General features: G+C 62.7%; 25 protein-coding genes. 16 read left to right on the plus strand and 9 right to left on the minus strand.

Annotated features, from left to right (window positions below; translation table 11 throughout):
• Positions 1–287: transposase (locus BLT09_RS20070; protein WP_167366478.1), on the minus strand; the 287-nt coding region annotated here is incomplete at its 3' end.
• A 495-nt stretch (positions 288–782) separates the two neighbouring features.
• Here BLT09_RS20070 and BLT09_RS20080 point away from each other — a divergent pair.
• The 8 genes from BLT09_RS20080 to BLT09_RS20115 all read left to right on the plus strand — a co-directional run bounded on the left by BLT09_RS20080 (position 783) and on the right by BLT09_RS20115 (position 7,973).
• A complete protein-coding gene (locus BLT09_RS20080; RefSeq protein WP_091596165.1) occupies positions 783–1,394 on the plus strand; it encodes a cupin domain-containing protein in 612 nt (203 codons plus the stop codon).
• A 118-nt stretch (positions 1,395–1,512) separates the two neighbouring features.
• A complete protein-coding gene (locus BLT09_RS20085) occupies positions 1,513–2,451 on the plus strand; it encodes an ABC transporter substrate-binding protein (RefSeq protein ID WP_091595920.1) in 939 nt (312 codons plus the stop codon).
• A 74-nt stretch (positions 2,452–2,525) separates the two neighbouring features.
• Entirely contained in the window at positions 2,526–3,323 is a 798-nt protein-coding gene (locus BLT09_RS20090; RefSeq protein WP_091595922.1) for an ATP-binding cassette domain-containing protein, read from the plus strand.
• The gene (locus tag BLT09_RS20095; protein WP_091595924.1) at positions 3,320–4,330 is read left to right on the plus strand and encodes an ABC transporter permease; all 1,011 of its coding nucleotides are present in this window, start codon (positions 3,320–3,322) and stop codon (positions 4,328–4,330) included. The genes BLT09_RS20090 and BLT09_RS20095 overlap by 4 nt, the downstream gene beginning before the upstream one ends.
• A gap of 4 nt (positions 4,331–4,334) precedes the next feature.
• A complete protein-coding gene (locus BLT09_RS20100) occupies positions 4,335–5,444 on the plus strand; it encodes a phosphotriesterase family protein (protein ID WP_091595926.1) in 1,110 nt (369 codons plus the stop codon).
• Between the two features lie 19 nt (positions 5,445–5,463).
• The gene (locus tag BLT09_RS20105; RefSeq protein ID WP_091595928.1) at positions 5,464–6,234 is read left to right on the plus strand and encodes a glutamine amidotransferase; all 771 of its coding nucleotides are present in this window, start codon (positions 5,464–5,466) and stop codon (positions 6,232–6,234) included.
• Between the two features lie 3 nt (positions 6,235–6,237).
• Complete coding sequence (locus tag BLT09_RS20110) at positions 6,238–7,146, plus strand: PfkB family carbohydrate kinase (protein ID WP_091595930.1); 909 nt, start codon at positions 6,238–6,240, stop codon at positions 7,144–7,146.
• A complete protein-coding gene (locus tag BLT09_RS20115) occupies positions 7,143–7,973 on the plus strand; it encodes a BtpA/SgcQ family protein (RefSeq protein WP_091595933.1) in 831 nt (276 codons plus the stop codon). Before BLT09_RS20110 ends, BLT09_RS20115 begins: the two co-directional genes overlap by 4 nt.
• A 77-nt stretch (positions 7,974–8,050) precedes the next feature.
• Here BLT09_RS20115 and BLT09_RS20120 read toward each other — a convergent pair whose 3' ends face one another.
• The 4 genes from BLT09_RS20120 to BLT09_RS20135 all read right to left on the minus strand — a co-directional run bounded on the left by BLT09_RS20120 (position 8,051) and on the right by BLT09_RS20135 (position 14,163).
• A complete protein-coding gene (locus BLT09_RS20120; RefSeq protein ID WP_208602519.1) occupies positions 8,051–9,037 on the minus strand; it encodes an NAD-dependent epimerase/dehydratase family protein in 987 nt (328 codons plus the stop codon).
• Positions 9,038–9,209: 172 nt separating this feature from the next.
• Positions 9,210–12,668 carry a chromosome segregation protein SMC gene (gene smc, locus BLT09_RS20125; RefSeq protein WP_091595937.1) on the minus strand — a complete coding sequence of 1,153 codons (3,459 nt, stop codon included), beginning with the start codon at positions 12,666–12,668 and terminating at the stop codon, positions 9,210–9,212.
• 117 nt (positions 12,669–12,785) lie between these two features.
• Positions 12,786–13,532, minus strand: a complete 747-nt coding sequence (locus BLT09_RS20130; protein ID WP_091595939.1) for a DsbA family protein — start codon at positions 13,530–13,532, stop codon at positions 12,786–12,788.
• 130 nt (positions 13,533–13,662) lie between these two features.
• Positions 13,663–14,163, minus strand: a complete 501-nt coding sequence (locus BLT09_RS20135; RefSeq protein WP_091595941.1) for a DUF721 domain-containing protein — start codon at positions 14,161–14,163, stop codon at positions 13,663–13,665.
• A gap of 55 nt (positions 14,164–14,218) precedes the next feature.
• Here BLT09_RS20135 and mutY point away from each other — a divergent pair, with 55 nt between their 5' ends.
• Together mutY and BLT09_RS20145 are read left to right on the plus strand one after the other, a co-directional pair.
• Positions 14,219–15,355, plus strand: a complete 1,137-nt coding sequence (mutY, locus tag BLT09_RS20140; protein ID WP_091595943.1) for an A/G-specific adenine glycosylase — start codon at positions 14,219–14,221, stop codon at positions 15,353–15,355.
• Between the two features lie 46 nt (positions 15,356–15,401).
• A complete protein-coding gene (locus BLT09_RS20145; RefSeq protein ID WP_091595945.1) occupies positions 15,402–16,013 on the plus strand; it encodes an HAD family hydrolase in 612 nt (203 codons plus the stop codon).
• Positions 16,014–16,086: 73 nt separating this feature from the next.
• Here BLT09_RS20145 and BLT09_RS20150 read toward each other — a convergent pair whose 3' ends face one another.
• Both BLT09_RS20150 and BLT09_RS20155 read right to left on the minus strand, forming a co-directional pair.
• Positions 16,087–16,878 (minus strand): transporter substrate-binding domain-containing protein, encoded by a 792-nt coding sequence (locus tag BLT09_RS20150; RefSeq protein WP_091595947.1) that lies wholly within the window; start codon positions 16,876–16,878, stop codon positions 16,087–16,089.
• Between the two features lie 221 nt (positions 16,879–17,099).
• A complete protein-coding gene (locus BLT09_RS20155; RefSeq protein WP_139172633.1) occupies positions 17,100–17,618 on the minus strand; it encodes a DUF1579 domain-containing protein in 519 nt (172 codons plus the stop codon).
• Positions 17,619–18,048: 430 nt separating this feature from the next.
• Between BLT09_RS20155 and BLT09_RS20160 the strand changes: the two genes are divergently transcribed.
• Positions 18,049–18,261: a type II toxin-antitoxin system VapB family antitoxin gene (locus tag BLT09_RS20160; RefSeq protein WP_023799296.1), complete on the plus strand. Its 213-nt coding sequence runs from the start codon at positions 18,049–18,051 to the stop codon at positions 18,259–18,261.
• Positions 18,258–18,647: a type II toxin-antitoxin system VapC family toxin gene (vapC, locus tag BLT09_RS20165; RefSeq protein WP_091595949.1), complete on the plus strand. Its 390-nt coding sequence runs from the start codon at positions 18,258–18,260 to the stop codon at positions 18,645–18,647. The genes BLT09_RS20160 and vapC overlap by 4 nt, the downstream gene beginning before the upstream one ends.
• 36 nt (positions 18,648–18,683) lie before the next feature.
• On the opposite strand, the gene BLT09_RS20170 is transcribed toward vapC, so the two are convergent.
• A complete protein-coding gene (locus BLT09_RS20170; RefSeq protein ID WP_023799298.1) occupies positions 18,684–19,817 on the minus strand; it encodes a site-specific DNA-methyltransferase in 1,134 nt (377 codons plus the stop codon).
• 175 nt (positions 19,818–19,992) lie between these two features.
• On the opposite strand from BLT09_RS20170, the gene BLT09_RS20175 reads away from it, so the two are divergent.
• On the plus strand, positions 19,993–20,682 hold the full coding sequence (locus tag BLT09_RS20175; protein WP_027152381.1) for an HAD family hydrolase: 690 nt from the start codon (positions 19,993–19,995) through the stop codon (positions 20,680–20,682).
• Positions 20,683–20,721: 39 nt separating this feature from the next.
• On the opposite strand, the gene BLT09_RS20180 is transcribed toward BLT09_RS20175, so the two are convergent.
• Complete coding sequence (locus BLT09_RS20180) at positions 20,722–21,396, minus strand: hypothetical protein (protein WP_091595951.1); 675 nt, start codon at positions 21,394–21,396, stop codon at positions 20,722–20,724.
• Between the two features lie 127 nt (positions 21,397–21,523).
• Here BLT09_RS20180 and thrC point away from each other — a divergent pair, with 127 nt between their 5' ends.
• The 3 genes from thrC to BLT09_RS20195 are packed head-to-tail and all read left to right on the plus strand — an operon-like array spanning position 21,524 to position 24,840.
• Positions 21,524–22,921 (plus strand): threonine synthase, encoded by a 1,398-nt coding sequence (gene thrC / locus BLT09_RS20185; protein ID WP_091596169.1) that lies wholly within the window; start codon positions 21,524–21,526, stop codon positions 22,919–22,921.
• 14 nt (positions 22,922–22,935) lie between these two features.
• Entirely contained in the window at positions 22,936–24,228 is a 1,293-nt protein-coding gene (locus tag BLT09_RS20190) for a M16 family metallopeptidase (protein ID WP_023799302.1), read from the plus strand.
• A 15-nt stretch (positions 24,229–24,243) separates the two neighbouring features.
• Positions 24,244–24,840, plus strand: a complete 597-nt coding sequence (locus tag BLT09_RS20195; RefSeq protein ID WP_091595953.1) for a GNAT family N-acetyltransferase — start codon at positions 24,244–24,246, stop codon at positions 24,838–24,840.
• Positions 24,841–24,842: the final 2 nt, after the last annotated feature.

Consider the following 24,842-nt stretch of genomic DNA (forward strand, 5'->3'; position numbering starts at 1 on the left):
GTGCGGTCCGACAGGCTGAAGCCGGCAAAGCGGCGGAACGACAGCCGGTCGCGCAGTTGCATCTCAAGGGCGGGGTCGCTGAGATTGTTCCACACGCCCAAAAACAGACAGCGCAGCAATGTCTCGGCTGGATAGCTGGTGTTGCCCTTGCCCGGCCCGCTGCGCTGACCAAGAAGTGCCCGGATCGGCATCCAGTCGATGACCGTCGCGATCTGGTCGAGCTGCGTCGTATCCGACAGCGCCAGCGCATCCGCCAGGCTCAGTTGACCAACAACACGATCGACCATCCGAATCATCTCCCTCTCTTCCTTACCCCCGGAATCATCAATCCGATTCTGTGCAAAGGCCTCTTTGCGCCAGAGCTATGTGCGGGTCGGCAAGCTGGCGCTGATCAGCCATCAGCGCTATGCCCACGCCAAGCAGTTCAAGCGGGCGAACAAGGCGCTGCGCAGGCTCAAGACCTATCTTACCTGCATTGAGTTTCCGTCGAGCGCCTGCCGCGAGCATCGCCTCTGGCCGGCGTATAGACCAGCCCCTTCGAACATCGGGACGGTTGGGGAACAACGCAGGAACGCTTTTCGTTCCAGTCGGCGCCGGGTTCAATCGAGGGGCGGCCGATGTCGCTGTGGACGGCGAGTGTTTGACGCCGGGTTGCTTTATCCGTGCTATCAAAAACCGGTCGAGGCCCGGGTAGGTCGAAATTGACAAATCACCACTTGCAAATCGGTCGCGGCTGTCTTTTGCTCGCGCGACAGTTGTCCCGTTGAATGGTTGGCGAACGGATGAACAAAATCGATCGGCGACGGCCGGAGTCCGAAACGGACGCCACCGTAAATGCCGCGCGGCTTGGAACGCGGTTGCGCCTCGCCCGCCAGACGCGGGGCATGACGCTGAAGACGCTGGCGACAGCTGCGCACTGCTCTGAAAGCCTTCTGTCCAAGATCGAGAACGGCAAGGCTTCGCCATCCCTGCCCATGCTTCACCGCCTGGTCGAAGCTCTGGAGACCAATATCGGCTGGATGTTCGAACAGGTCGACGGCGACGAGGCGATCGTGTTCCGCGCAGGCGCGCGGCCATTGATCTCGCTCGACGCGCTGAGGCGCGGCGAGGGCATCTCGCTCGAACGCATCATTCCCTATTCGCCCGGACACCTGTTGCAGTGCAACATCCATCATATCGAGGCAGACGGCGAGAGCGAAGGTCCCATCCAGCATGTCGGCGAGGAAGTCGGCTACGTGCTTGCCGGCCGGATCAAGCTGATCGTCGATGGCAAGAGCCATGATCTCGCCACCGGCGATGCGTTCGTATTCAGGTCGGAACTGCCGCACCATTACCGCAACATCGGCAAGGAGAGAGCCAGCATTTTTTGGGTCAACACACCAGCGACCTTCTGACGGCTGCTGTGAGATCAAATTCGTTGACAAATATTCAAGTCTCTTGAATGTTTGCCTTGTGCCTGTAGCACCAACGGCCAGCCTGACAGGTTTGGCCCGCAAGCAAGGGGAACCGTAAATGCGTCCGTTCAAGCTTCTCTTCCGTTGCGCCGCCGTCTTGGCCATCTGCTCGACGGCGATGGGATCGGCGTTCGCCGATACGTTCGCTCTGGTCAACATCAACCAGCAGGCCCTGTTCTTCAACCAGATCAACGAGGGCGCGCAGAAGGCGGCCGACGCCGCCGGCGCCAAGCTGGTCATCTTCAATGCCAACAACGTGCCGAGCGCGCAAAATGATGCGATCGAGAACTACATCACACAAAAAGTCGACGGCATCATTCTGGTCGCCATCGACGTCAACGGCGTCAAGCCTGCAATCACCGCCGCGAAGGCGGCCGGCATCCCGGTGATCGCCATCGACGCGCAGATTCCCGACGGCGACAACGTTGCATTCATCGGTGTCGACAACGCCAAGGCCGGCGAGGATATCGGCAAATTCTATGCCGATTATGTGAAGTCGGAGATGGGCGGCTCTGCCAAGATCGGCATTGTCGGCGCGCTCAATTCGTTCATCCAGAACCAGCGGCTCGACGGCTTCAAGAAGGCGGTCACCGACAGCGGCCTGGCGATCACCTTCCTCGACACGGTCGACGGCCAGAATGTCCAGGAGACCGCAATGAGCGCTTCAGAGAATCTGATGACCGCCAATCCGGACATGACGACGCTATATGCGACCGGCGAGCCGGCGTTGCTCGGCGCTGTTTCGGCCGTAACCAGCCAAGGCCGCACCGGCGACGTCAAGGTGTTCGGCTGGGACCTGACCAAGCAGGTCATTCAGGGCATTGACGATGGTTGGGTGGTGGCAGTCGTCCAGCAGGACCCTGCCGGCGAAGGCAAGGCCGCTGTCGAAGCATTGGTCAAGCTCAAGAAGGGCGAAACGGTCGAGCCGATCATCAATATTCCGGTGACGATCGTGACCAAGGACAATGTCGAACAATACCGCGCGATGTTCCAGTAGACTGCATCGATGACCCGTCCGCGGCGCCGCGAAGGGCTACGCCGCGGACGCTTTGCAATCCCGTGGGATCCAAGATGAGCAGTGGCGAGACCTATCGGGTGCGGATGAGCGGCATCTCAAAGCGCTACAATGCCATTCAGACGCTCGATGACGTGTCGCTGGTGCTGAGGCCGGGCGAGGTCCTGGGGCTTGTCGGCGACAATGGCGCCGGGAAGTCGACGTTGAGCAAGGTGTTGTCGGGAGCGGTGGTTCCCGATGCCGGCACGATCGAGATCGATGGAACGCCGGTGACCTTCACTTCGCCGGCGGACGCGCGTGCGGCGCGCGTCGAGATGGTCTATCAGGATCTGTCGCTCTGCGACACGGTCGACGTCGCCGGCAATCTTTTTCTCGGCCGCGAGCCGCGCCGCCGCATCGCCGGCATTTCCTTTCTCGACAAGAAGCGCATGCACGAGCAAACGCGCCAGATGCTCGACTGTCTCGGCATCGTTATATCAGACACGCGGCTCAAGGTCGAAAACCTGTCCGGCGGACAGCGACAGTCGATCGCGATCGGCCGCGCCGCCTCGTTCGAGCCGTCCGTGCTGATTATGGATGAGCCGACGGCGGCGCTCGCCGTCGCCGAGGTCGAGGCTGTGCTGGACCTGATCCGCACCGTCAGCGCCCGCGGCGTCAGTGTCATCCTGATCACCCACCGGCTTCAGGATCTGTTCCTCGTATGCGACCGCATTCAGGTCATGTACGAAGGACGCAACGTCGCCGAGCGACTGATCGGCGAAACCAATATCGAGGATGTCGTCAACCTGATCGTGGGCCGCAAGTTCAACGCTCGTTCGGCCACCAACGCCTATCGCGATGGAGCGCCAGCATGAGCGAAGCGACTTCGACCCGCTCCGCGCAGTCTCGAAGGGTCCGCGAATCCACGTGGCGAGATGCGGTGCTCGCCAACGGCAGTGTCGTGTCGATCGCGCTGTTCTTTCTTATCGTTAGCGTCATCTTCTCGGTGGCGACGGACGCCTTCCTGACGTCGCCCAACCTGCTGAACATCCTGCGGCAGTCGGCACCGCTGCTGATCGTCGCCGCGGCGATGACCTTCGTCATCACCACCGGCGGCATCGACCTTTCGGTCGGCTCCGTGCTGGCGCTGGTGGCAACGCTGTCGGCGACGCTGCTGCAACTGGGTTTGCCATGGCCGCTGGTCATCCTCGCCATGCTTGCGCTGGGCGCCTTGCTTGGCGCGGTGCAGGGCTATTTCGTCGCTTATGAGGGCATCCCGGCCTTCATCGTCACGCTTGCCGGACTTTCGGTGATCCGCGGCGTGGCGCTGCTGATCACCGGCGGCTACTCCATCCCCATCGAGCCGGGCAGCCCTTTCACGGTGCTGGGCCGCGCCTGGCTGCTTGGCGTGCCGGCGCCGGCGCTGATCGCGCTGGCGATCCTGGCGATCGCCTGTATCGCCTTCAACGAGACGCCGTTCGGCCGCTACGTGACCGGCATCGGCGCCAACGCCGAAGCGGTCAGGCGCGCCGGCGTGAACACGCGGCTGACGACACTTTTCGTCTACGTGATTTCCGCCGCCGCGGCAGCGCTTGCGGGGATCATCATTGCTGCCCGGCTCGGATCCGGATCGTCGAATGCCGGACAAGGATTTGAGCTCGAAGTCATCGCCGCCGTCGTGCTTGGCGGCACCAGCCTGTTCGGCGGCCGCGGAACGATCGTCGGCACGGTGCTCGGCGCGCTTACCGTGGCCGTCATCGGCAACGGTCTGATCCTGGCGCATCTGTCGCCATTCCTGACGCCGATCGTGACCGGAACAATCATCCTGATCGCCATCTGGCTGAACTTCCGCCTGTTCCGCGGCGCCGTGCGGAGCCGTTGAGCCCATGAGTGATCTTTTCGATGACGCGGCTCCCAGGCAGAGGCTGGCGATCGGAGTCGAAACCGGTCATGTGATGACCGTGCTCGGCCCCGTTCCGGTCGAAGAAATGGGCGTCACGCTGATGCACGAGCACATCTTGCTCGACGGTGCGCGCAGCTGGAAATGTCCCTGTCATCCCGACGACATGGCGCTCGCAGAGCAGCCGGTGAGCATCGAGATCATCGGTGAATTGCGCATGAACCCTTACGTCAACCGCGACAATGTTTCGCTCGATGACAGTGACCTGGCGCTGTCTGAGCTGCAACGCTATCGCGCGCTGGGCGGCCACACCGTCGTCGACGCGACCAATATCGGCATCGGCCGCGAGCCGGAAAAGCTCGCCCGCATCAGCCGCATGTCCGGCCTGAAGATCGTCATGGGCACCGGCTTCTATCTGGAGCACACCCATCCCGAATGGCTGAAGGCGATGGATGTCGACGCGGTGACCGAGTTCATCGTCAACGATGTCGGCGGCGGCGAGACGCAGCCGCCGATCCTGGCCGGCCTGATCGGCGAGATCGGCGTCAGCAAGGATTTTACTTCGGAGGAACGAAAGTCGCTGCGAGCTTCGGCGCGGGCCTCGCGCATCACCGGCGTGCCGCTGTCGATCCACCTGCCCGGCTGGGAGCGGCTGGCGCACGATGTGCTCGATGTCGTGGAGGCCGAGGGCGCCGATCTTCGCCACACTGTGCTCTGCCACATGAACCCCAGCCACAATGATCTCGACTACCAGACAAGCCTCGCCCGGCGCGGCGCGTTCCTGGAATACGACATGATCGGCATGGACTATTATTATGCCGATCAGGACGCGCAATCGCCCTCCGACGAAGAGAACGCGCGGGCAATCGCGGCACTTGTCGAGGCCGGCTTCGGCGATCGCCTGCTCTTGTCGCAGGATGTGTTCCTCAAGATCATGCTGACCCGCTTCGGCGGTTTCGGCTACGGCTACATCCTCAAGCATTTCATACCGCGCCTGAAACGGCATGGCGTCGAGCAGCCAGCCATCGACCGCATGCTGATCGCCAATCCGAAAGCCGTGTTCTCGCGGCAGAATCAAGCCCAGACTTACGGCTGAGACTTACGACGGAGTTCAAATGTCCAAGAAAAAAATCCTGCTTGCCGGTGAATCCTGGGTGTCGACCGCGACCCATATCAAGGGCTTCGACCAGTTTCCGACGGTCACCTATCACACCGGCGCCGACGAATTGCTGACGGCGCTAAGGGCGACCGACTTCGACGTGACCTTCATGCCGGCGCATGAGGCACAGCGCAGCTTTCCGCAAACAATGGAGACGCTTTCGGCCTATGACGCGGTGGTGCTCTCCGACATCGGCGCCAACACGCTGCTCCTGCATCCCGACACCTGGGTTCACTCCAAGCCGACGCCGAACCGCCTGCGGCTGCTGCGCGATTATGTGCGCGACGGCGGCGGGCTTTTGATGTTCGGCGGCTACTATAGCTTCCAGGGCATCAATGGCGGCGCGCGCTATCGCAAGACGCCGGTCGAGGAGGTGCTGCCGGTGAGCTGCCTCGCCTTCGACGACCGCGTCGAGGTGCCGGAAGGGTTTTCGCCTGTCCTGAAAGGCTCCTCGGACCATCCGATCCTCAGGGGTCTCGGGTCGGATTGGCCAGTCCTGCTCGGCTTCAACGAGGTGACGCTGAAAGACGGGGCGGAAGTCCTGGCAACCGTGTCGTCGGATTATGGCTCGCTGCCGCTGCTCGTCACCGGTCACTATGGCAAGGGCCGCACTGTGGCCTGGACGTCCGATGTCGGGCCGCATTGGCTGCCACCGGAATTCATCGCCTGGAAAGGCTACAAAACCCTGTTCGAGCAGATGCTGAGCTGGGCGATCGGTGAGAGCTGAGCGATGCATGTCCATGTCGTCGGCAATGCCTGCGTCGACACGATTTTTCGCGTCGGCCGCTTCCCTGCCGCCGGCGAGACCTTGAACGCCAGCAGCTACGCCGACGGCCTCGGCGGCAAGGGAGCAAACCAGGCGGTTGCCGCCGCGCGCACGGGTGCTGCGGTAACGTTTTGGACGGCGCTCGGCAAGGACCGCGCAGGCGCATGGATCAGGAGCCGCCTCGACAGGGAGTTGTCTGACCTCGAGGCGATTGAATTCGACCTGCCAAGCGACCGCTCGACCATCGTCATTGGGGCCGGCGGCGAGAACTTCATCGTGAGCGGCGTCGCCTGCAGCGAGGCGTTCGATCCGATCGCACAAACCGCACTTGCGGACCGAATCGCGTCTGGCGACATCGTTGTCTGCCAAGGAAACCTGCGAGGCGCCGCGATAGATGCCTGCCTGCGGGCAGCACAGGAAAATGGCGCGCGCACCGTCCTGAATGCCAGCCCTATCGACGCGGCGGCTCTGCCTGACTTCGGCCTGGCGCAGGTGTTGGTGGTGAATCAATCCGAGGCGAAAGCGCTGACCGGCCAGGATGACATGGCAGCCGCCGCCGACGCGCTGGCGGCCAAAGGCGCCGAGACAGTCGTGATCACGCTCGGTGCGGAAGGCTGTCTCGCCCTTGGCCCGGACCAGGGAGGATCGTTTCGTTTGCCGGCACCACGTGTCGAGGCGCTCGACACCAGCGGCGCCGGCGATGTGTTTTGCGGCTGCCTGGCCGGCGGGTTTGCCAAGGGAATGTCGGTTGCCCCAGGGCTGACGTTCGCGCTCGCGGCTGCCGCAATTGCGGTGACTCGCCCGGGCACATTGATATCCTGTCCTTCCGCGTCTGAAATGGCGGCGCTCATCGATCAAACGGAGCTCTCATGACCCAACTCGGTCAATCAGGCGGCGTCGCGCTGGTAGACCTTTTCGGCCGCACCAAGGTGGTGATCGGCGTCGTTCACCTGTCGCCGCTTCCCGGCGCGCCGCGCTATGACGGCGAGGCGGTCGAGGCGATCTATCAGCGCGGTCTGGACGATGCGAGATCTTATCTCGATGGCGGATGCGACGGCGTGATCGTAGAGAATCATGGCGACATCCCGTTTGCCAAACCTGACGATATCGGACCGGAGACAGCGGCCTATATGGCGGTTATTTCCGACCGTATCCGCCGCGAGTTCGGCAAGCCGATCGGCATCAATGTGCTCGCTAACGCCGCGATCCCTGCCCTTGCGATCGCCAGCGCCTCCGGCGCGGGCTTTATCCGCGTCAATCAATGGGCGAATGCCTATGTCGCCAATGAGGGTTTTGTCGAGGGGGAGTCCGGTCGCGCAGCACGCTACCGCGCCAGGCTGCGCGCCAATGGCATCCGCGTTTTCGCCGATGCTCATGTCAAGCACGGCGCGCACGCGATCGTTGCCGACCGCCCGGTGGAGGAACTGGTCAAGGATCTGGTCTTCTTCGACGCCGACGCCATCATTGCGACCGGTCAACGCACCGGGCACACTGCGGATCTGAGCTATATCAGCATGATCAAAGAGGCCGCCGGCCTGCCGACGCTGGTCGGCAGCGGCGTGACGCCCGACAATGCGAACGATATCCTTGGCATCGTCGATGGGATCATCATCGCCAGTGCGCTGAAGCATGACGGCGTCTGGTGGAACCAGGTCGACCCTGCCCGAGTAAAGACCTTCATGAGTGGGCTGAGGCGATAACAAGCGGCGACTGGAGCGAAGTCGCGCCCCTCGGGCCGCAAACGCGGAGACCGCAGGCGACGACCCGCGGGCCGCAGTCACCTTGTCGTTGATCCTGCAGCCCATTCAGACCGGTACCAGTCGACGAATTTCTTCAGCCCGTCTTCGATTGAAACGCTCGGCTTGAAGCCGAAATCGCGCTCCAGCGCAGTCATGTCGGCATAGGTCCGCTCGACATCGCTGCTTTGCATCGGCTCGCTGTGGCGGATCGCTTTTACGCCGAGCAGTTTTTCCAGAGTGTCGATGAAATCGCCGAGCCGCACCGGCCGGTTGTTGCCGACATTGTAGAGCCTGCTCGGCGGAACTTCAGCCGATGGCGGCTTGTCGAGCACGGCAACGACAGCTCTCACCACATCTTCGACATAAGTGAAATCGCGCCACATCTCGCCATTGTTGAACACCCGGATCGGCTTGCCTTCGAGCATCGCCTTGGTGAATATCCAATAGGCCATGTCGGGCCGGCCCCAGGGACCGTAGACGGTGAAAAATCGCAAACCGGTCTGCGGCACCCCGAAGAGATGGGCATAGGTGTGGCTCATCAATTCATCGGACTTCTTGGTGGCGGCGTAAAGCGAGACGGGCTTGTCGACCTGATCGGTCTCGCTGAACGGCACTTTGCGGTTGCCGCCATAGACCGAGCTCGACGAGGCATAGACCAGATGCTCGAATGCGGGCTGCGCGCGACAGAATTCGAGCACTTCGAGATGGCCGACAACATTGGAACGGACATAGAGCCTCGGATTGTCGAGTGAATAGCGCACACCCGCCTGAGCGGCGAGATGGACGATCCTGACTATGCCTTGCCCGGCCAAAGCGTCGGCAAGAGCGCCCTGTTCGGCGATGTCGATCTGGTGAAATGAAAAATCCTTGTGAGGCTGCAAGCGGGCGAGGCGCCCCTTTTTGAGCGCCAGGTCGTAATAGTCGTTCATATTGTCGACGCCGACGACCGCTTCCCCCCTGCTCAGGAGATGATGGCAAACATGGCTGCCGATGAATCCTGCGGCTCCCGTGACAAGTACAGGCAACAAAGTTCTCCACGCATATGCTGGCACATGATCGCGAAATCGAGATCGATTTCGGAGAGGATCATGCGCAACATCAAAACGCTCATCAGAATGAACGGAACCGACCCAGTCCAATTCGTGTTTTAGCCGAAAGCCCCAATAGGCGCTACCGACAAGCTGCGCGGTCGACGCATCAGCTCGCCTCGCGCAGGGCCTCGGCCGCCTGAAGGTCGACCGACACGAGTTGGCTGACGCCCTGCTCGGCCATGGTCACCCCGAACAGCCGGTTCATGCGGGCCATGGTGATCGGGTTGTGCGTGATGATGACGAAGCGCGTCTCGGTGGTGGCCGCCATTTCGTCCATCAGATTGCAGAAACGCTCGACATTGTGATCGTCGAGCGGTGCGTCGACCTCATCGAGCACGCAGATCGGCGCGGGATTGGTCAGGAACACGGCAAAAATCAGCGACATCGCCGTCAACGCCTGCTCGCCGCCGGAAAGCAGCGTCATCGTCTGCGGCTTCTTGCCGGGTGGCCGCGCAAGGATTTCGAGACCGGCCTCGAGCGGATCATCGGACTCGATCAGTTGCAGTTCCGCCGTGCCGCCGCCGAACAGATGCGAAAACAGCCGCTGGAAATGGCCGTTGACCACGTCGAAGGCAGCCAGAAGCCGTTCGCGGCCTTCGCGGTTCAGGCTCTGGATCGCCTGCCGCAGCTTGCGGATGGCCTCGATGATGTCCTCACGTTCGGAAACGATGGTCTCCAGCCGGTCGGACAGTTCCTTCTGCTCTTCCTCGGCGCGCAGATTGACGGCGCCGAGCCGCTCGCGCTCGATCTTCAGCCGGTCGAGCTGACGCTCGATCTCAGTCATCTCCGGCATCGGGCTGTCGGCCTCCAGGCCGGTGTGGCGGATGACCAGATGCGGCGGCGTGTTCAGCGTTTCCTGGATGCGCGCCTCGACCTCGAGCCGTCTTTCATCGGCAGCGGTCAGCCGCTCTTCGGCGCGGACGCGGGTTTCGCGCGCCTCGGCCAGCGACTGGATCGCTGACGTCGCGGCCTTGTCCAGTTCGGACTGCTTGTTTTCCGCCTCCTGCAACCGGTCACCGGCGGCCTGGCGCAGGCTTTCGGCTTCGGCAAGCTGCGACAGCAAGGCGCGCCGCTTGGCGTCGATCTCGTCGGGGGCGTCGGCCAGCCTTTCGCGTTCGGTCTCGGCCTCGGCCTTGCGTTCGCCGAGTGCGGCGATCTGCGTCGAGGCGTTTTCGGCGCGCTCCAGCCAGTTGCGGCGCTCCGCGCCGATGGCGTCGAGTCGGCGCGCGCGCGCTTCCGCCTCCCGCCTCAAGCCTTCATGGACGGCGCGGGCATCGGCAAGGGTGGCGCGGTCGCGAGCGACGTTGGCGGCCGACTGATCGAGCTGCAACTGCAGATCACCGAGATCGGGAGCGCTTTGCAGCAGCATCTCGGCCTCGACGAAAGCCGCGGCCGTCTCTTCATGGCTGTCGACGACGCGCGCGCGCGCCTCGTCAAGTGCGGCGCGCCGGCTCGACAGCTCGCCGCCGGCCTTCTCGGCCTCGGCCAGCGCGTTGCGGGCGGCGTCCAGCCCATGCTGGGCATCACGCCCGGCCTGACGGGCGTTGCGCTCGGCCTCGCTCGCCTGGGCAAGCGCCTGCTCGGCATCGGCAAGGGCCTGTTCGGCCTGGCGCAGGATGCGGTTCGCATGAACCGCTTCGGCGTCGAGTTCGGCCAGCCGGTTTTTCTGCGCCAGCCGCTGCGCGGCGGCGGTCGGCGCGTCGGCGCTGGCGGTGAATCCGTCCCAACGCCAGAGCGCCCCTTCGCGGCTGACCAGCCGCTGCCCGGGAGTAAGTTGCGCCTGCAACCGTCTTCCCTCAGCAGCGTCGACGATGCCGATCTGCGCCAATCGGCGGGCGAGTTGCGCCGGCGCGCGGACGACGCTGGCAAGGCTCTTGATGCCTTCGGGCAGAGCGGCGTCGCCGGGCTGGGCCTCGCTTTGGCCCCAATGCACCGGCGCGCTGCGGTCGAGCGGCACGTCGAGATCTTCGCCAAGGGCCGCGCCCAGCGCCGTCTCGTAGCCGCGCTCGACGCTGATCTGCTCCAGCACGGACGGGAAGAGGTCGCCGCTCGCGGCATTCAGGATCTTGGCCAGCGTGCGGGCCTCGGTTTCGATTCGCGCCAGCTCGGCCTTTGCATCCTGAACCGGCGGGCGGGCGGCGCTCTCCGCCGCGCGCGCCTCGGCGACAGCCTGTTCGGCGGCAATCGCCGCGGCTTCGGTTTCCTCGAGCAGCGCCAGCGCCTGTTCAACCAGAAGTTGCTTCTCGGCGGGATCGGCCAGGCCGGCGACCCTGGAGGCGATATCGGACAATTCCCGGTCGACATCGGCGAGCTGGCGGGCGAAACGGTCGCGGCGCTCCGCGGTGTCGCGCAGCGTTCGTTCGATCTGGTTGCGGGAGGCGGCGGCCTCCGCCCGTTCGGCGGTCAACTCGGCGAGTTTGGCTTCACTGGCGGCAAGCGTCGAAGCCGCCTGTTCGACCGCCGCGCGGGTGCTGGCATCGCGGTCGGCGGCGCCGGCGTTCTCGGTGTTGAGCGCGGCTTCTTCGGCGGCGAGGCGATCAAGAATATCCGCATTGTCGCGGACCATCCGCTCCTCGCGGACGATGTCGCCGTCGAGCTGCTGGAGCCGGCGGTCGAGCTCCAGTTGGCGGGCACGGATACGGCCCGCTTCTTCCTCGATCTGCGTCTTGGCGATCGACAGGCGCTGGAAGGCGGCGGCGGCGGCGGCTTCAGCATCGCGCAGCTCCGGCAACCGATGGGCGCCGATCCCTTGCTCCCTGGCGGCAGCCATCTGGGCAGCGGCGCGGTCGCCCACCAGTGCCGTGGCGATCGCCAGCGCCGAGCGCGCCTCGCCTTCCTGCGTCTTGGCCAGCGTCCAGCGCAGATGCAGCAGCGTCGCTTCAGCCTTGCGGATGTCGGCCGACAGGTTCTTGAAGCGCGAGGCCTGGCGGGCCTGGCGCTTCAGGCTTTCGATCTGGCTTTCCAGCTCGCCGACGACGTCGTCCAGCCGTTCCAGATTCTGTTCGGCCGCTTTCAGACGCAGTTCGGCCTCGTGGCGACGTGTGTGCAGGCCCGAAATGCCGGCCGCCTCTTCCAGCAGCGCGCGGCGCGCCTGCGGCTTTGCCTGGATCAGCTCGCCGATGCGGCCTTGTCCGACCATCGAGGGCGAGCGAGCGCCGGTCGACTGGTCGGCGAAAAGCAGCTGCACGTCCTTGGCGCGGGCTTCCTTGCCGTTGATGCGGTAGAGCGAACCCGCCTCGCGCTCGATGCGGCGCGAAACCTGCAACTCGTCCGCGTCGTTGAAGGCCGAGGGCGCGCTACGGTCGCTGTTGTCGAGGAAAAGCGTGACTTCGGCGGTGTTGCGGGCCGGACGCGTTCCGGAACCGGAAAAGATGACGTCGTCCATGCCGGACGCGCGCATGTTCTTGTACGAGCTTTCGCCCATCACCCAGCGCAGCGCCTCGACAAGGTTCGACTTGCCGCAGCCGTTGGGGCCGACGATGCCGGTCAGGCCGCGTTCGATGACGAACTCACCGGGTTCGACGAACGACTTGAAACCGAGCAGGCGAAGGCGCGAGAATTTCATTCGCGCCGCCCCAAAAGCGGGTTCTGCAAAAGTGTTCCGCGGTTTGGCGACAAGAACTCGCGGCGCAACAAAAAGTTGCGCACGCCGAAGCGCAGCCGCTTCGGCGCTGCCGAGACGTCAGAGCAGAGGGTCGATAATGGCCGAGATTTCCTCAATCGACAGCGCCCCCTTGTAGGTCTTCCCGTTGATAAAGAAGGTCGGCGTCGAGTCGACCTTGAATTCATCGGCGCCGCGCTTCTGGACCGACCTCACATCGTCCAGAAGTTTCTGGTCCGTCAAGCAGGCCTCGAACGACTCCTGTGTAAAACCGGCCATCTTGGAGATTTGCAGCAGGGCGTCCTTGGTATTGGCGACACCTGCCCAGTTCGCCTGCTGCTTGAACAGAACGTCCACCATTGGGAAATAATTGTCCTTGGAGCAGCGCGCCAGCATGAAACCGGCCTCGGCGCTGGGGTCGAAGGGGAATTCGCGCAGGATTAGGCGGGCCTTGCCGGTATCGATGTATTTCGTCTTCAGCGCCGGGAGGGTGGTTTCATGGAAATGCGCGCAGTGCGGGCAGGTCATCGAGGCATATTCGACGATGGCGACCTTCGCGTCGTCCTTGCCGAGCTGCATGTCGGGCAGTGCGCCGGGCTTCAGCAAGGCAGCCATGTCCACCGTGCCCTGGGCCTCAGGCGCCTTGGCCGCGGCCGGAGCGGCCGGCTTTGCCGGATCGGCCGGCTTCATCGCATCGGCGGGGGCCGCAGGCTTCACATCCTCCGCCACGGCTTTCTCGCCCGAGTCGCTGCAGGCGGCGAGCAGAGCCACCGCCGGAATGGCGGCCAGTGACGACAGGAGGTTTCTGCGGGACAAAAGACGGGGCATACGAATCACCTGACAATGGTTGGATTTTGCAATGCAAAGGCTAGAAAAGGCGAGAGTTGGCGCGAATTAAGGCATCGCCGTCCCCATTCCAATCGCCAAATCCTAGGCACGCGATCACGAAAGCGCGAGATTATATTTTCTTTTGACCGAGAATGGTGGCGCCGAGCCGCTCCAGCGAGGCGCGCAGCCCATCATCCTCGATCATTCCGACAGTGCCCGACAGCTTCACCTTCTCGGCCGCGGTCAGCGGCCGGATGCTTGGTTTAAGCCGGCCTTTGTCAACCGTGACTGGCTTTTGCACGATTCTGATCCGGCCGATAGCGTTGAAGCCGAGGAAGGCGTTGACCCGGTTGATGATCTCGCCGGTCTCGTGCTGCAGATGGAGCGCCGCCATGCCTTCGCAGGCGATGACCAGCACCGCCGGCTCGAACGGATCATCTTCATGCATGCGGCGCGGCCACTGGATCTTTTCAGGGCGCGAACGGCTGGCAAGCCGCGGCCCGGCAATCTCCTCCCATGACTGGACGAGCCCGATCGACATGCCGGCTCGCTTGCGCAGCACCGGATCGAGGATCTGGGTTGCGAGATCACTCACCGGAACGGGATTGCCGAAGGGCCTTTTCCCTGCCATGTGCGTTCTCCAGTCACGACCTTCACCATACATCGGTTAGGCCAGTCCTCGATCAATGGCACTGCACGACCAGACCCGCAAGACCGCATCCGGAGACAGCGGCAAAGCCGCATCCGGAGACAGCGGCGAGATCGCGTCCCGCCTGCTCGCCTGGTACGACGGGCATCACCGCGACTTGCCGTGGCGCATTGCGCCGCGCGAGTTGGCACGCGGCATACGACCCGATCCCTACCGGGTCTGGCTTTCCGAAGTCATGCTGCAGCAGACCACGGTCGAAGCGGTAAAATCCTATTTCCGGGCCTTTGTCGAGAAATGGCCTGATATCGAGGCGTTGGCCGCTTCAGCGACCGAAGATGTCATGAAGGCCTGGGCCGGACTCGGCTATTATTCCCGCGCGCGCAATCTCAAGGCCTGCGCCGACCTCGTCGCGCGGCAAGGCGGCAGGTTTCCGGATACGCAAGCTGGCTTGAGAGAGCTGCCCGGCATCGGCGCCTACACAGCGGCGGCGATCGCCGCGATCGCCTTCGACCAGCCCGCCGCGGTCGTCGACGGCAATGTCGAGCGGGTGGTTTCCCGGCTGTTTTCGATCGTCACGCCGCTGAGCGAGGCCAAGGGCGACATACGCACCTATGTCGAGCGCATGGTTCCAGCGACCAGGCCGGGCGACTTCGCCCAGGCGATGATGGATCTCGGCGCGACGATCTGCACGCCGCGGCGGCCGCGCTGCGGGCTCTGCCCGCTGCGTGAGGATTGCAGCGCCATTATTTCCGGCGATGCCGAACGCTTCCCTGTCCGCCTGCCGAAGGGCGAGAAACCATTGCGGCGCGGGGCTGCTTTCGTTGCCGTACGCGGCGATGGCGCCATCCTTTTGCGCAAACGTGGGGATAAGGGCCTGCTCGGCGGCATGACCGAAGTGCCGACGACCGGCTGGACCGCGCGGATCGACGGCGGCACCACAGCGGCGGCGGCGCCCTTCCCCGGCAACTGGCGGCCAGCCGGGAAGATTGGCCATGTCTTCACCCATTTCGCGCTCGAACTCGAAATCTTCAAAGCGATGGCCGATGTCGCCGCCCCAGCGGGTCATTTCTGGTCGCTGGCCGACGAAATTTCCGGCGAAGCACTGCCCACCGTCATGAAAAAGGTAATCGAAGCAGCGATACCGGGCGCGACGAAGAAGCAGCGCGCACATTGAATCGCCCACGTCGCCCCCATTTGAACTGCGTTGAACGAGGACAAGAATGACCGAAATCCGCCACATCGTTTTCGACATCGGCAGAGTGCTGATCCATTACGATCCGAACCTGCCGTTCAGCCGTATCATTCCGGATGCCGACGAGAGAAAGTGGTTTTTCGACAATGTCTGCACGCATGACTGGAACATCGAGCAGGACCGCGGCCGCACCTGGGAAGAGGCCGAGGCGTTGCTGATCGCCGAATACCCGGACCACGCCGAAAACATCCGCAACTTCCGCCGCCTCTGGCACGAGATGGTTCCGCACGCTTACGATGACAGCGTCCAACTCATGGACAAGCTGATCGAGAGCGGCCACGACGTCACCATGCTGACCAATTTTGCGTCCGACACGCTTGCCGAAGCCCGGCAGCGTTTCGACTTCCTCAACCGCCCGCGCGGTGTGACCATTTCGGGCGAGATCGGCATGATCAAGCCGGATCGCGGCATTTACGACCATCACGTCGCCGCGTTCGGCCTCGAGCCCGCGGCCACGCTGTTTATCGACGACAGCCAAAAGAATGTCGACGGCGCCAAGGCAGCCGGCTGGCAGTCGGTGCTGTTCACCGACGCAAAGACGCTCGAGGCGGACCTCGATCGCCTGGGGGTCAGAGTGTGATCACTGTGACGGGCCTGACCGCAGTCGCTGAGACGCGCGGTCCACGGCGCTGCCATTGGATCCGTCTCGGGCGCTACTTGACGTGAGAAGCGTAGATGCGATCGAACTCACCCGTCGCCTTGGCAAGATGCAACCATTGGTCGACATAGGCCTTGAAGACAACGGCACCCTCAGGAAGCATATAACCCATTTCGCCATATTGGAGCGGCTTCTCGGGGTTGATCGCGCAAAGGCCGGGGTGAAGTTTCTCCTGCAACTCGGTTTCGACCGATTCGGCGATCATGATATCGGCTTTGCCGTCAAGGATTTGGCGGAAGATCGTGACGTTGTCCGGGTAGATCTCAATTTTAGCGTCACTGAGTTTTTCACGCACGAATTTCTCATTGGTCCCGCCGGGATTAACAATCACAGTCACATCCGGCTTGTTGATGTCGGCAATCGATTGGAATTTCGCCTCGTCCTCGCAGCGCGCAATCGGTGCCTTGCCGTTGACGAGATAGGGCTCGCTGAAGAACACCTGCTTCTGGCGTTCCAGGGTCACCGAAATACCGCCCATCGCGATGTCACACTTGCCGGTCGTAAAATCGGCAAGCAATGTTTTCCAGGTAGTCGCAACGAAATCCGCCTCGACCCCTAGTGAGCTTGCCAGAGATTTTGCGAGATCGATATCGATGCCCTGGTAGTTGTTCGCGGGCTTGTCATGAAAGGTGAAGGGCTTGTAGTCGCCGGTCGTACAGACGCGCAGCTTGCCGTTCTTGATAACCGCATCAAGCTGGTTTTCTGCGCCGGTGTTCTGCGCAATCGCCGGAGAGGCCAACAAACCCATGACGAGGGCGGCGACAAGCGGCGAGGCAAGAGCTTTCATGGATCTGGTCTCCGTTGCATAAGAGAATCGAGCATTCGAGAAACGGTGGGCAAAGGTCAATAACTCTTCCTGGGGAATCGCTCACCGTGATCCTCCGGCGGCGCCGAAAACCCGAACCGGCTACCCGCGCTAGTGGTACCCACCTGACATAAGAGTCCGGTTCGGGATTCCTCTTGGCTGCACGCGAAGGAGCGGCATTTAGTTTGGGCCAACTCAGTCAGTCACCGTCGTGAAAACTTCGAGTACCAATTCCATTCCCACGTACTGCCTGCATCAACGGAGAACGCACGGCTGTAAATCGGGGTTTTCGGGTTGCGCTTATCCCAGTGGAATTTCACGATAACGTCCTTGCCGGCCACAACCTCACGGCCGAAGAATTCGCCTTCGTCGCCATTGAACGAGCCCACCTTTCCGTCGTCGAGTTTGCCCGCGTTGCTGTCGGCCCAATAGATCGTCCAGAGACGCGTCTTTGGATCGAACAATCGCACGGTGAGGCCCTCGAACGGCTTTCCTCCCAACTCCGTATGAAAAATGTCGAAGTTGCCCAAACCCACTAGGATTTGGCGGAACTCCTGGGTCGCGTCGAATTCCTCCCACTCGCCGCTGCCGGCCAGTGGTTCCTTCAACGTACGATTCCTGATGTTCCAGTTGCCCACCAAATAGTCGAAATCATTTTTGGACGACGTCTCGCTCGCCGTTATCGCAAGTTTCCCGTCCGATGAAAGAGAGAACGCACTCATCTACTTTCCTTTGGATCGACGTCGTGCCAGCACTCCCATCGCCGCGGAGATGACGAATGTATGGGCGTTTTCTTCGATGACTGCGGCGCGCTTCGCATGTCCGATCGCGGCAACAATTGGATGGGAACCCAACAGCGCGTCGTGATGCACGCCTGCCGTCACCTCCACGTTGCAACGCGTAAGCCGAAGACCCGTTCCGGGCACGGTCCACTTCGGTTAGCTCCGCACTCCGTCGCGAAGTCGCGTTGCTCTGCGCTCCACTCAGGATTCGCTAACCGCCCTGAACCCCTGAACCGACCTCCCAACCGGGTACCAAGTGTCAGATTCTGACCACTAGGTGTCGAAGATGTCCTCTCTTTCGTCGTGACGGCTTGTTGGTCAGGAGCAGAATGTGTATATTTAGTCCAATCTATACACATCGAGAAGCACCATGCGAACCAACATCGAACTCGACGACGAATTGATCGCGGAGGCCATGGCCGCCTCCGGCCTCAAGACCAAGAAAGCGACGATTGAGGCGGCGCTGCGCAGTCTGGTGCGCCGGCACAGGCAGGATATGGCTATCGCCGCCCTTGCTGGCGCCGGCTGGGAGGGCGATCTCGACGCCATGCGGGAAGGCCGTTCGCCCGATCGGCAGCGATGATCGTCGTCGACAGTTCCGTGTGGATCGCCCATCTCCGCAATACGGACAGCGTCTCGGTCGGCAAGCTCAGGCATCTCGATGACACACAGGAGATTCTGGTCGGAGACTTGATCCTGCTGGAAGTGCTGCAAGGCGCGCTCAACGAACCGCATGCCCAACTGATCGAGCGGAACTTCCGACAATTCGCCATCGTGCCGATGCTGGATCCGGCGACGGCAGTCGAAGCTGCCCGAAACTACCGCATGCTCCGGCGGCGGGGCATCACCATCCGCAGGACAGTCGATATGATTATCGGCACATTCTGCATCCTGGGCGGACACGCGCTGTTGCATGATGACCGAGACTTCGACCCGATGGTTCGTTACCTCGGCCTGCGCGCCGCATGAGAACGATGTGCAACGAGACCTCTGTAGCGGTTATCGTCAGGCCCCTGCCCGCTCCATGCCGAGGCGGGCGATGCGGCGAAGCTCGTCGATCGGGGTCAGGCCGCCGCTGCGCTCATAGTGCCAGAAGGTCCAGCCGTTGCAGGCATCCAGCCCCTGCACTTCCGCGCCGATCTTGTGGATCGATCCGGCGCTGCCGCCGACCGCCACAGTGCCGTCGGCGCGCACCCTGGCCGCCCAGCGCTTCTTGGCGTCGTAGAGCGTGGCGCCCGGCAGCATCAGTCCGGTGTCGATGAGGCTGACGAAAGCAACGCGCGGCTCGGCGCGCTTGCCGGTAAGCACAGTAAGAGCAGCGCCGTCCAGCGGCCGGACTGCATCGATGCGCTCGTTGGCGGCGTCGATATAGGCCTGCTCGCGCTCGATGCCGACGAAATGGCGGCCGAGGCGCTTGGCCACGGCGCCGGTGGTGCCGGAGCCGAAGAAGGGATCGAGCACGATATCGCCGGGCTTCGTCGAGGCCATCATGATGCGGGCGAGCAGCGCTTCGGGCTTCTGCGTCGGATGCAGCTTGTCGCCATTTTCGTTCTTGAGGCGCTCAGCGCCGGTGCAGATCGGAAACAGCCAGTCGGACCGCATCTGGATGTCGTCGTTCGACGCCTTCAGCGCTTCGTAGTTGAAGGTGTAACCCTTCCCCTTCTGATCGCGCGAGGCCCAGATCATCGTCTCATGGGCGTTCTGGAAGCGGCGGCCGCGGAAATTCGGCATCGGATTGGTCTTGCGCCAGACGACATCGTTGAGGATCCAGTACCCCAGATCCTGCATCTTGGCGCCGACCCTGAAAATGTTGTGGTAGGAGCCAATGACCCAGATGGTGCCGTTGGGCTTCAACACGCGGCGCGCCGCCAGCAGCCAGGCCCGGGTGAAGGCGTCGTAGACCTCAAAACTTGCGAACTGGTCCCAGTCGTCGTCGACGGCATCGACCTTGGACTGATCGGGCCGGTGCAGATCGCCGTCGAGCTGCAGATTGTAGGGCGGATCGGCAAAGATCACGTCGATGGATTTTTCGGGCAGCCGGTCGAGCGCGGCGACGCAATCGCCCTTCAGGATCGTATCGAGCCATTCGGATTGCTGGGGAGCATGGGAAAGCTCGTCGAGAAGACGCACGGCAGACATTGTTACACCCAAAGCACGCGTTACTGTTTACTCCCTGTTATGGTTACCGATCAGCGTAAATATTCGGTGAAGGCCTGGGGTGCGGACCCCGGGTAATTTGCGAAGATCGGCCTGTTGGTGTATGCCGCGCCGCCTGAACCGTCCCAGCCTCCTCCCTCCCGCTTTCCGGATCGCTATGCCCCAGCCAGACCTTGTCATCTTCGATTGCGACGGCGTGCTCGTCGATTCCGAGATCATCGCCGCGCGCATCGAAGCCGAGCTGTTGACGTCGGCCGGCTACGAGATATCGGCCGAGGAGATTTCCGAGACCTATGCCGGGCTGACCTTCAAGGACATCATGATGCGGGTCGAGGAAAAATCCCGCGTCCCGTTCCAGGCCTCGCTGATCGATCGCGCCGAAGACCTGGTCGACCGCCGCCTGCGCAGCGACGTGCGCGCCGTCGACGGGGTGCACGAGGCGGTCGCCGCGGTGACGGCGCCGCGCTGCATCTGCTCGAATTCGCGCACCGAGCGGATCGAATTCATGCTGGAGAAGGTGCATCTGCTGCCGTTTTTCAGCGGCCGGATTTTTTCGTCGCTGGAAACACCTAGCGGAAAATCCAAGCCGGCGCCCGACGTGTTTCTCTTTGCCGCGGCAAAGCTCCAGGCCGATCCGGCGAACACCTTCGTCATCGAGGATTCCGTGCATGGCGTGACCGGCGCCAGGACAGCCGGCATGCGTGTGATCGGCTTCACCGGAGCGGCGCACAGCTATCCCGGGCATGCCGACGCGCTGACCGAGGCCGGCGCCGAAACGGTCATCCGCCGCTGGGCGGAACTGAAAAGCGTGATCTCCGCCCTGTCGGAGTGGTCGGCGGATGCGTGAAGCAGGCGTCCAAATGGACGCGCAGATCCAAAGCCGCGGCTATTCGGCCGCGGCAACCTTCTTGTCGGTCTTCTTCGGCGGGCCTTCGTCATAGCCGGCGAACACCTGATAGTCCCGCGCGGTGGGCTCGGGAACGACAACGTTCGAATCGGTGAAGACGAACTGGGTGGCACTCGAGGGATTGGTAACCTGGACCTGATGTTGGTGAAGCTGCGAGTAAAGGACCTCCTTGCCATGCATCACAGCGATACGGATCGGCATGGTGATGGTGCCAGGGCTGAACATCGGTCCCGGAACGACCTTGCCGGCGACTGCGATCTTCATCGTCAGCGAGCCGTTGGCGCGGATGCAGTCGCGGGTCACATCGGTGATCGAAGCCTGATAGACGATCTTGGCGGAACCATCCTGCTGGCCGCTGCTCGCGTCAAGCGCGGCAGCTTCTGCATCCAGGGTGGCGGCTTTTTTCTTGGGCTTTTGACTGCCCTTGGCATAGGTGTTGAAGAAGGCGGTGCCGTCGCGCAGCGTCACTTTCGGACAATAGGCCAGCAATTGGCTGGCGAGAACCTTGGGGTCCGGCGGTGGTGGCGGTGTCGTGTCCTTCTTTCCGAAGCCCAGCATGCTGCTGCCGCCTGATTGGCAGCCGGCGGCGGTAAGCATAAAGCCGGCGAGCGCCAGACCCGCGACAAAACGACCGTTAAATGTATGTAACGCCATGAACTGCACTTCCCTCTCGCAAAGCGGGTGACGTATATCAACCGCGCGGCAAAAATGCGACTGAGCAAGTACGGAAATTAACCACTTTGCCGCGGACAATACCGCCCGGCAGCAATGGAACATGACGATGCGCTATGTGAGTACCCGCGGGGAAGCGCCCGTGCTTGGATTTTCCGACGCTGTGCTGGCTGGTTTGGCGCGCGATGGCGGACTTTATGTCCCTGAAACCTGGCCGCAGTTTTCGGCAGCTGAGATCCGCGCGATGCGCGGCCTTCCCTATCCCGACCTCGCCATCCGCGTGCTGTCGCCGTTTCTCGGCGGCGAGATCGCGATGCCGGTGTTCGAACGCCTGGTGCGCGAAGCCTATGCGACGTTCCGTCACGAGGCGGTCTGCCCGCTGGTGCAGACCGGCTCGAACATGTTCGTTCTGGAACTCTTCCATGGCCCGACGCTTGCCTTCAAGGACGTCGCCATGCAGCTTCTCGCCCGGCTGATGGACCATGTGCTTGCCGAACGCAACCAGCGCGCCAGCATTGTCGGCGCCACCTCCGGCGATACCGGCGGGGCCGCCATCGATGCCTTCGCCGGGCGCAACCGCACCGACATCTTCGTTCTTTTCCCGCACGGCCGGGTCTCGCCGGTGCAGCAGCGGCAGATGACGACGTCCATCGCCGCAAATGTCCATGCGCTGGCGGTCGAAGGCAATTTCGACGATTGTCAGGGCCTGGTGAAGGACATGTTCAACGATCACGGTTTTCGCGACCGGGTATCGCTGTCCGGCGTCAATTCGATCAACTGGGCCCGCATCATGGCCCAGATCGTCTATTACTTCTCATCGGCGCTGTCGCTCGGCGCGCCCGACCGGCCGATTTCGTTCACGGTGCCGACCGGCAATTTCGGCGACATCTTCGCCGGCTACGCCGCCAAGAAGATGGGGCTGCCGATCGAGCGGCTGATCATCGCAACCAACGACAACGACATTCTGGCGCGCACGCTGTCGAGCGGCGAGTACCGCACGAAAGGCGTCTTTTCGACCACGTCGCCGTCGATGGACATCCAGGTCTCTTCGAATTTCGAACGCTTGCTGTTCGAGGCGGCCGGCCGCGACGCCTCTACCGTGCGGCGCTACATGAGCGGCCTCAAGCAGTCCGGCGCCTTCACCATCGAAGCCGGCGAGATCGCCAGAATCCGTTCCGAATTCGACGCCGGCCGCTCGACCATGGACGAAGTCGCCGCCACGATCCGCTCGACGCTCGCAGCCAGCAACTATCTGCTCGACCCGCACACGGCCGCGGCCATGCACGTTGCGGTTGCAAGAGCCACCAATGCCATGCCCATGGTGGTGCTGGGCACCGCCCATCCGGCAAAGTTCCCGGCCGCCGTCGAAGCGTCCAGCGGCGTGTCGCCTGCCCTGCCCGCATGGCTAGGCGGGTTGATGACTTCAGAGGAAAAATACACGGTACTTCCATCCGACCTGAAAATGGTGGAAGATTATGTTAGCCGCCACACGCGGGCGGCAAATTAGGGAGTATCAGCTATATGGGTGTTGAGGTAAGCCGTCTGTCGAACGGCCTGACAGTCGCCACCGAAACCCTTCCAAGCCTCGAATCCGTCGCTCTTGGCGCCTGGATCAAATCAGGCGCCCGCAATGAGCGTAGCGAAGAGCACGGAATGGCCCACCTGCTTGAACACATGGCGTTCAAGGGAACCAGAAGGCGCAGCGCCTTCGAGATCGCCTCCGAAATCGAGGATGTCGGCGGCGAGATCAATGCCGCCACCAGTGTCGAGACCACCTCCTATTATGCCAGGGTGCTGAGCGACGACGTGCCCCTGGCCGTCGATATCCTGTCCGACATCCTGCAGGAATCCGAGTTCGACCCGCAGGAGCTGGAGCGCGAGCAGCATGTAATCCTGCAGGAGATCGGCGCCGCACACGATACACCCGACGACGTCGTCTTCGACCACTTCACCGAGACGGCCTTCCGCCACCAGACGATCGGCCGCTCCATCCTCGGCACGCCGGAAACCGTCAAATCCTTCACCTCGAAGCAATTGCACAAATTCATCGAACGGCAATATGGCGCCGAGCGCATGGTGGTCGTTGCCGCCGGCGACATCAAGCACGACAACTTCGTGCGCGAGGTCGAGAAGCATCTCGGCGGTTTCCGCAGCAAGTCCGACAACACCATGCCGCAATATGCGCAATATGTCGGCGGCGATTTCCGCGAGGACCGCGACCTGATGGACGCGCAGATCGTGCTGGGGTTCGAGGGCCGCGCCTATCATGTACGCGACTTCTACGCCTCGCAGGTCCTGTCGATGATCCTTGGCGGCGGCATGTCGTCGCGTCTTTTCCAGGAGGTCCGCGAAAAGCGCGGGCTGTGCTATTCGGTCTATGCATTCCACTGGGGTTTTTCCGATACCGGCATATTCGGCGTCCATGCCGCGACCGGGCAGAGCGATATCGCCGAATTGGTGCCGGTGGTCATCGGCGAGTTGCAGAAAGTCGGCGAGAACATCCTGCAGGAGGAACTCGACCGGGCACGCGCCCAGTACCGTGCAGGCCTGATCATGTCTGCCGAAAGCCCAGCCAGCCGCGCCTCGCAGATCGCCCGGCAAATGCTTCTGTTCGGCCGGCCGATCGCCAAGGAAGAGCTGATGGAACGGCTGTCGGCGTTGACGGTCGAGCGGTTGACGGACCTGTCGTCACGTCTGTTTTCGACCAAGCCGACGCTGACTGCCGTCGGACCGGTGGGCACGCTCGCTCCCTATGAGGCGGTCCTCGAGTCGCTTTCGGGCACGCAGACCACGGCCCGAAAGCTCGCCGGCTAAGTCCATCAAAGCGTCATGTTCGCGCTCCCTTTCTTTCGCCGTGACCTGCCGGCACTGAAGGGTGACCGGGTCACGCTGCGCGTGCCGCTGACCAACGACTATCGTGAATGGTCGGTGCTGCGCGGGGAAAGCCGCGCCTTCCTGGAGCCGTGGGAACCGCGCTGGAACCCCGACGAGCTCGACCGCACGGCCTGGCGGCATCGCCTCAGCCGCTATCGCGAAGACTATGCGCAGGGAACGGCCATAGCCTTCTTCATCTTCGACAAAGGCAACGGCAAGCTTGTCGGTGGAATCACCCTCGGCAATATCCGCCACGGCGTCGCGCAAAGCGGCCATATCGGCTACTGGATCGGCGAGCGCTACAGCGGCCGTGGCCTGATGACCGACGCGGTCAAGGTGGTGACGCGCTTCGCCTTCGATACGCTGAGGTTGCACCGGATCGAAGCTGCCTGTATTCCCGACAACGCCCGGTCGATCCGCGTGCTTGAAAAAGCCGGATTCCGGCGCGAAGGACTTCTCCGATCCTATCTCAGGATCAACGGCATCTGGCAGGACCACTACCTCTACGCCCGGATCGAGGACGATCCGCCGGGCGCGGAAACGAAGGACTGATT

The organism is Mesorhizobium muleiense (assembly GCF_900099905.1).
GTDB classification, from domain to species: Bacteria; Pseudomonadota; Alphaproteobacteria; order Rhizobiales; family Rhizobiaceae; genus Mesorhizobium; species Mesorhizobium muleiense.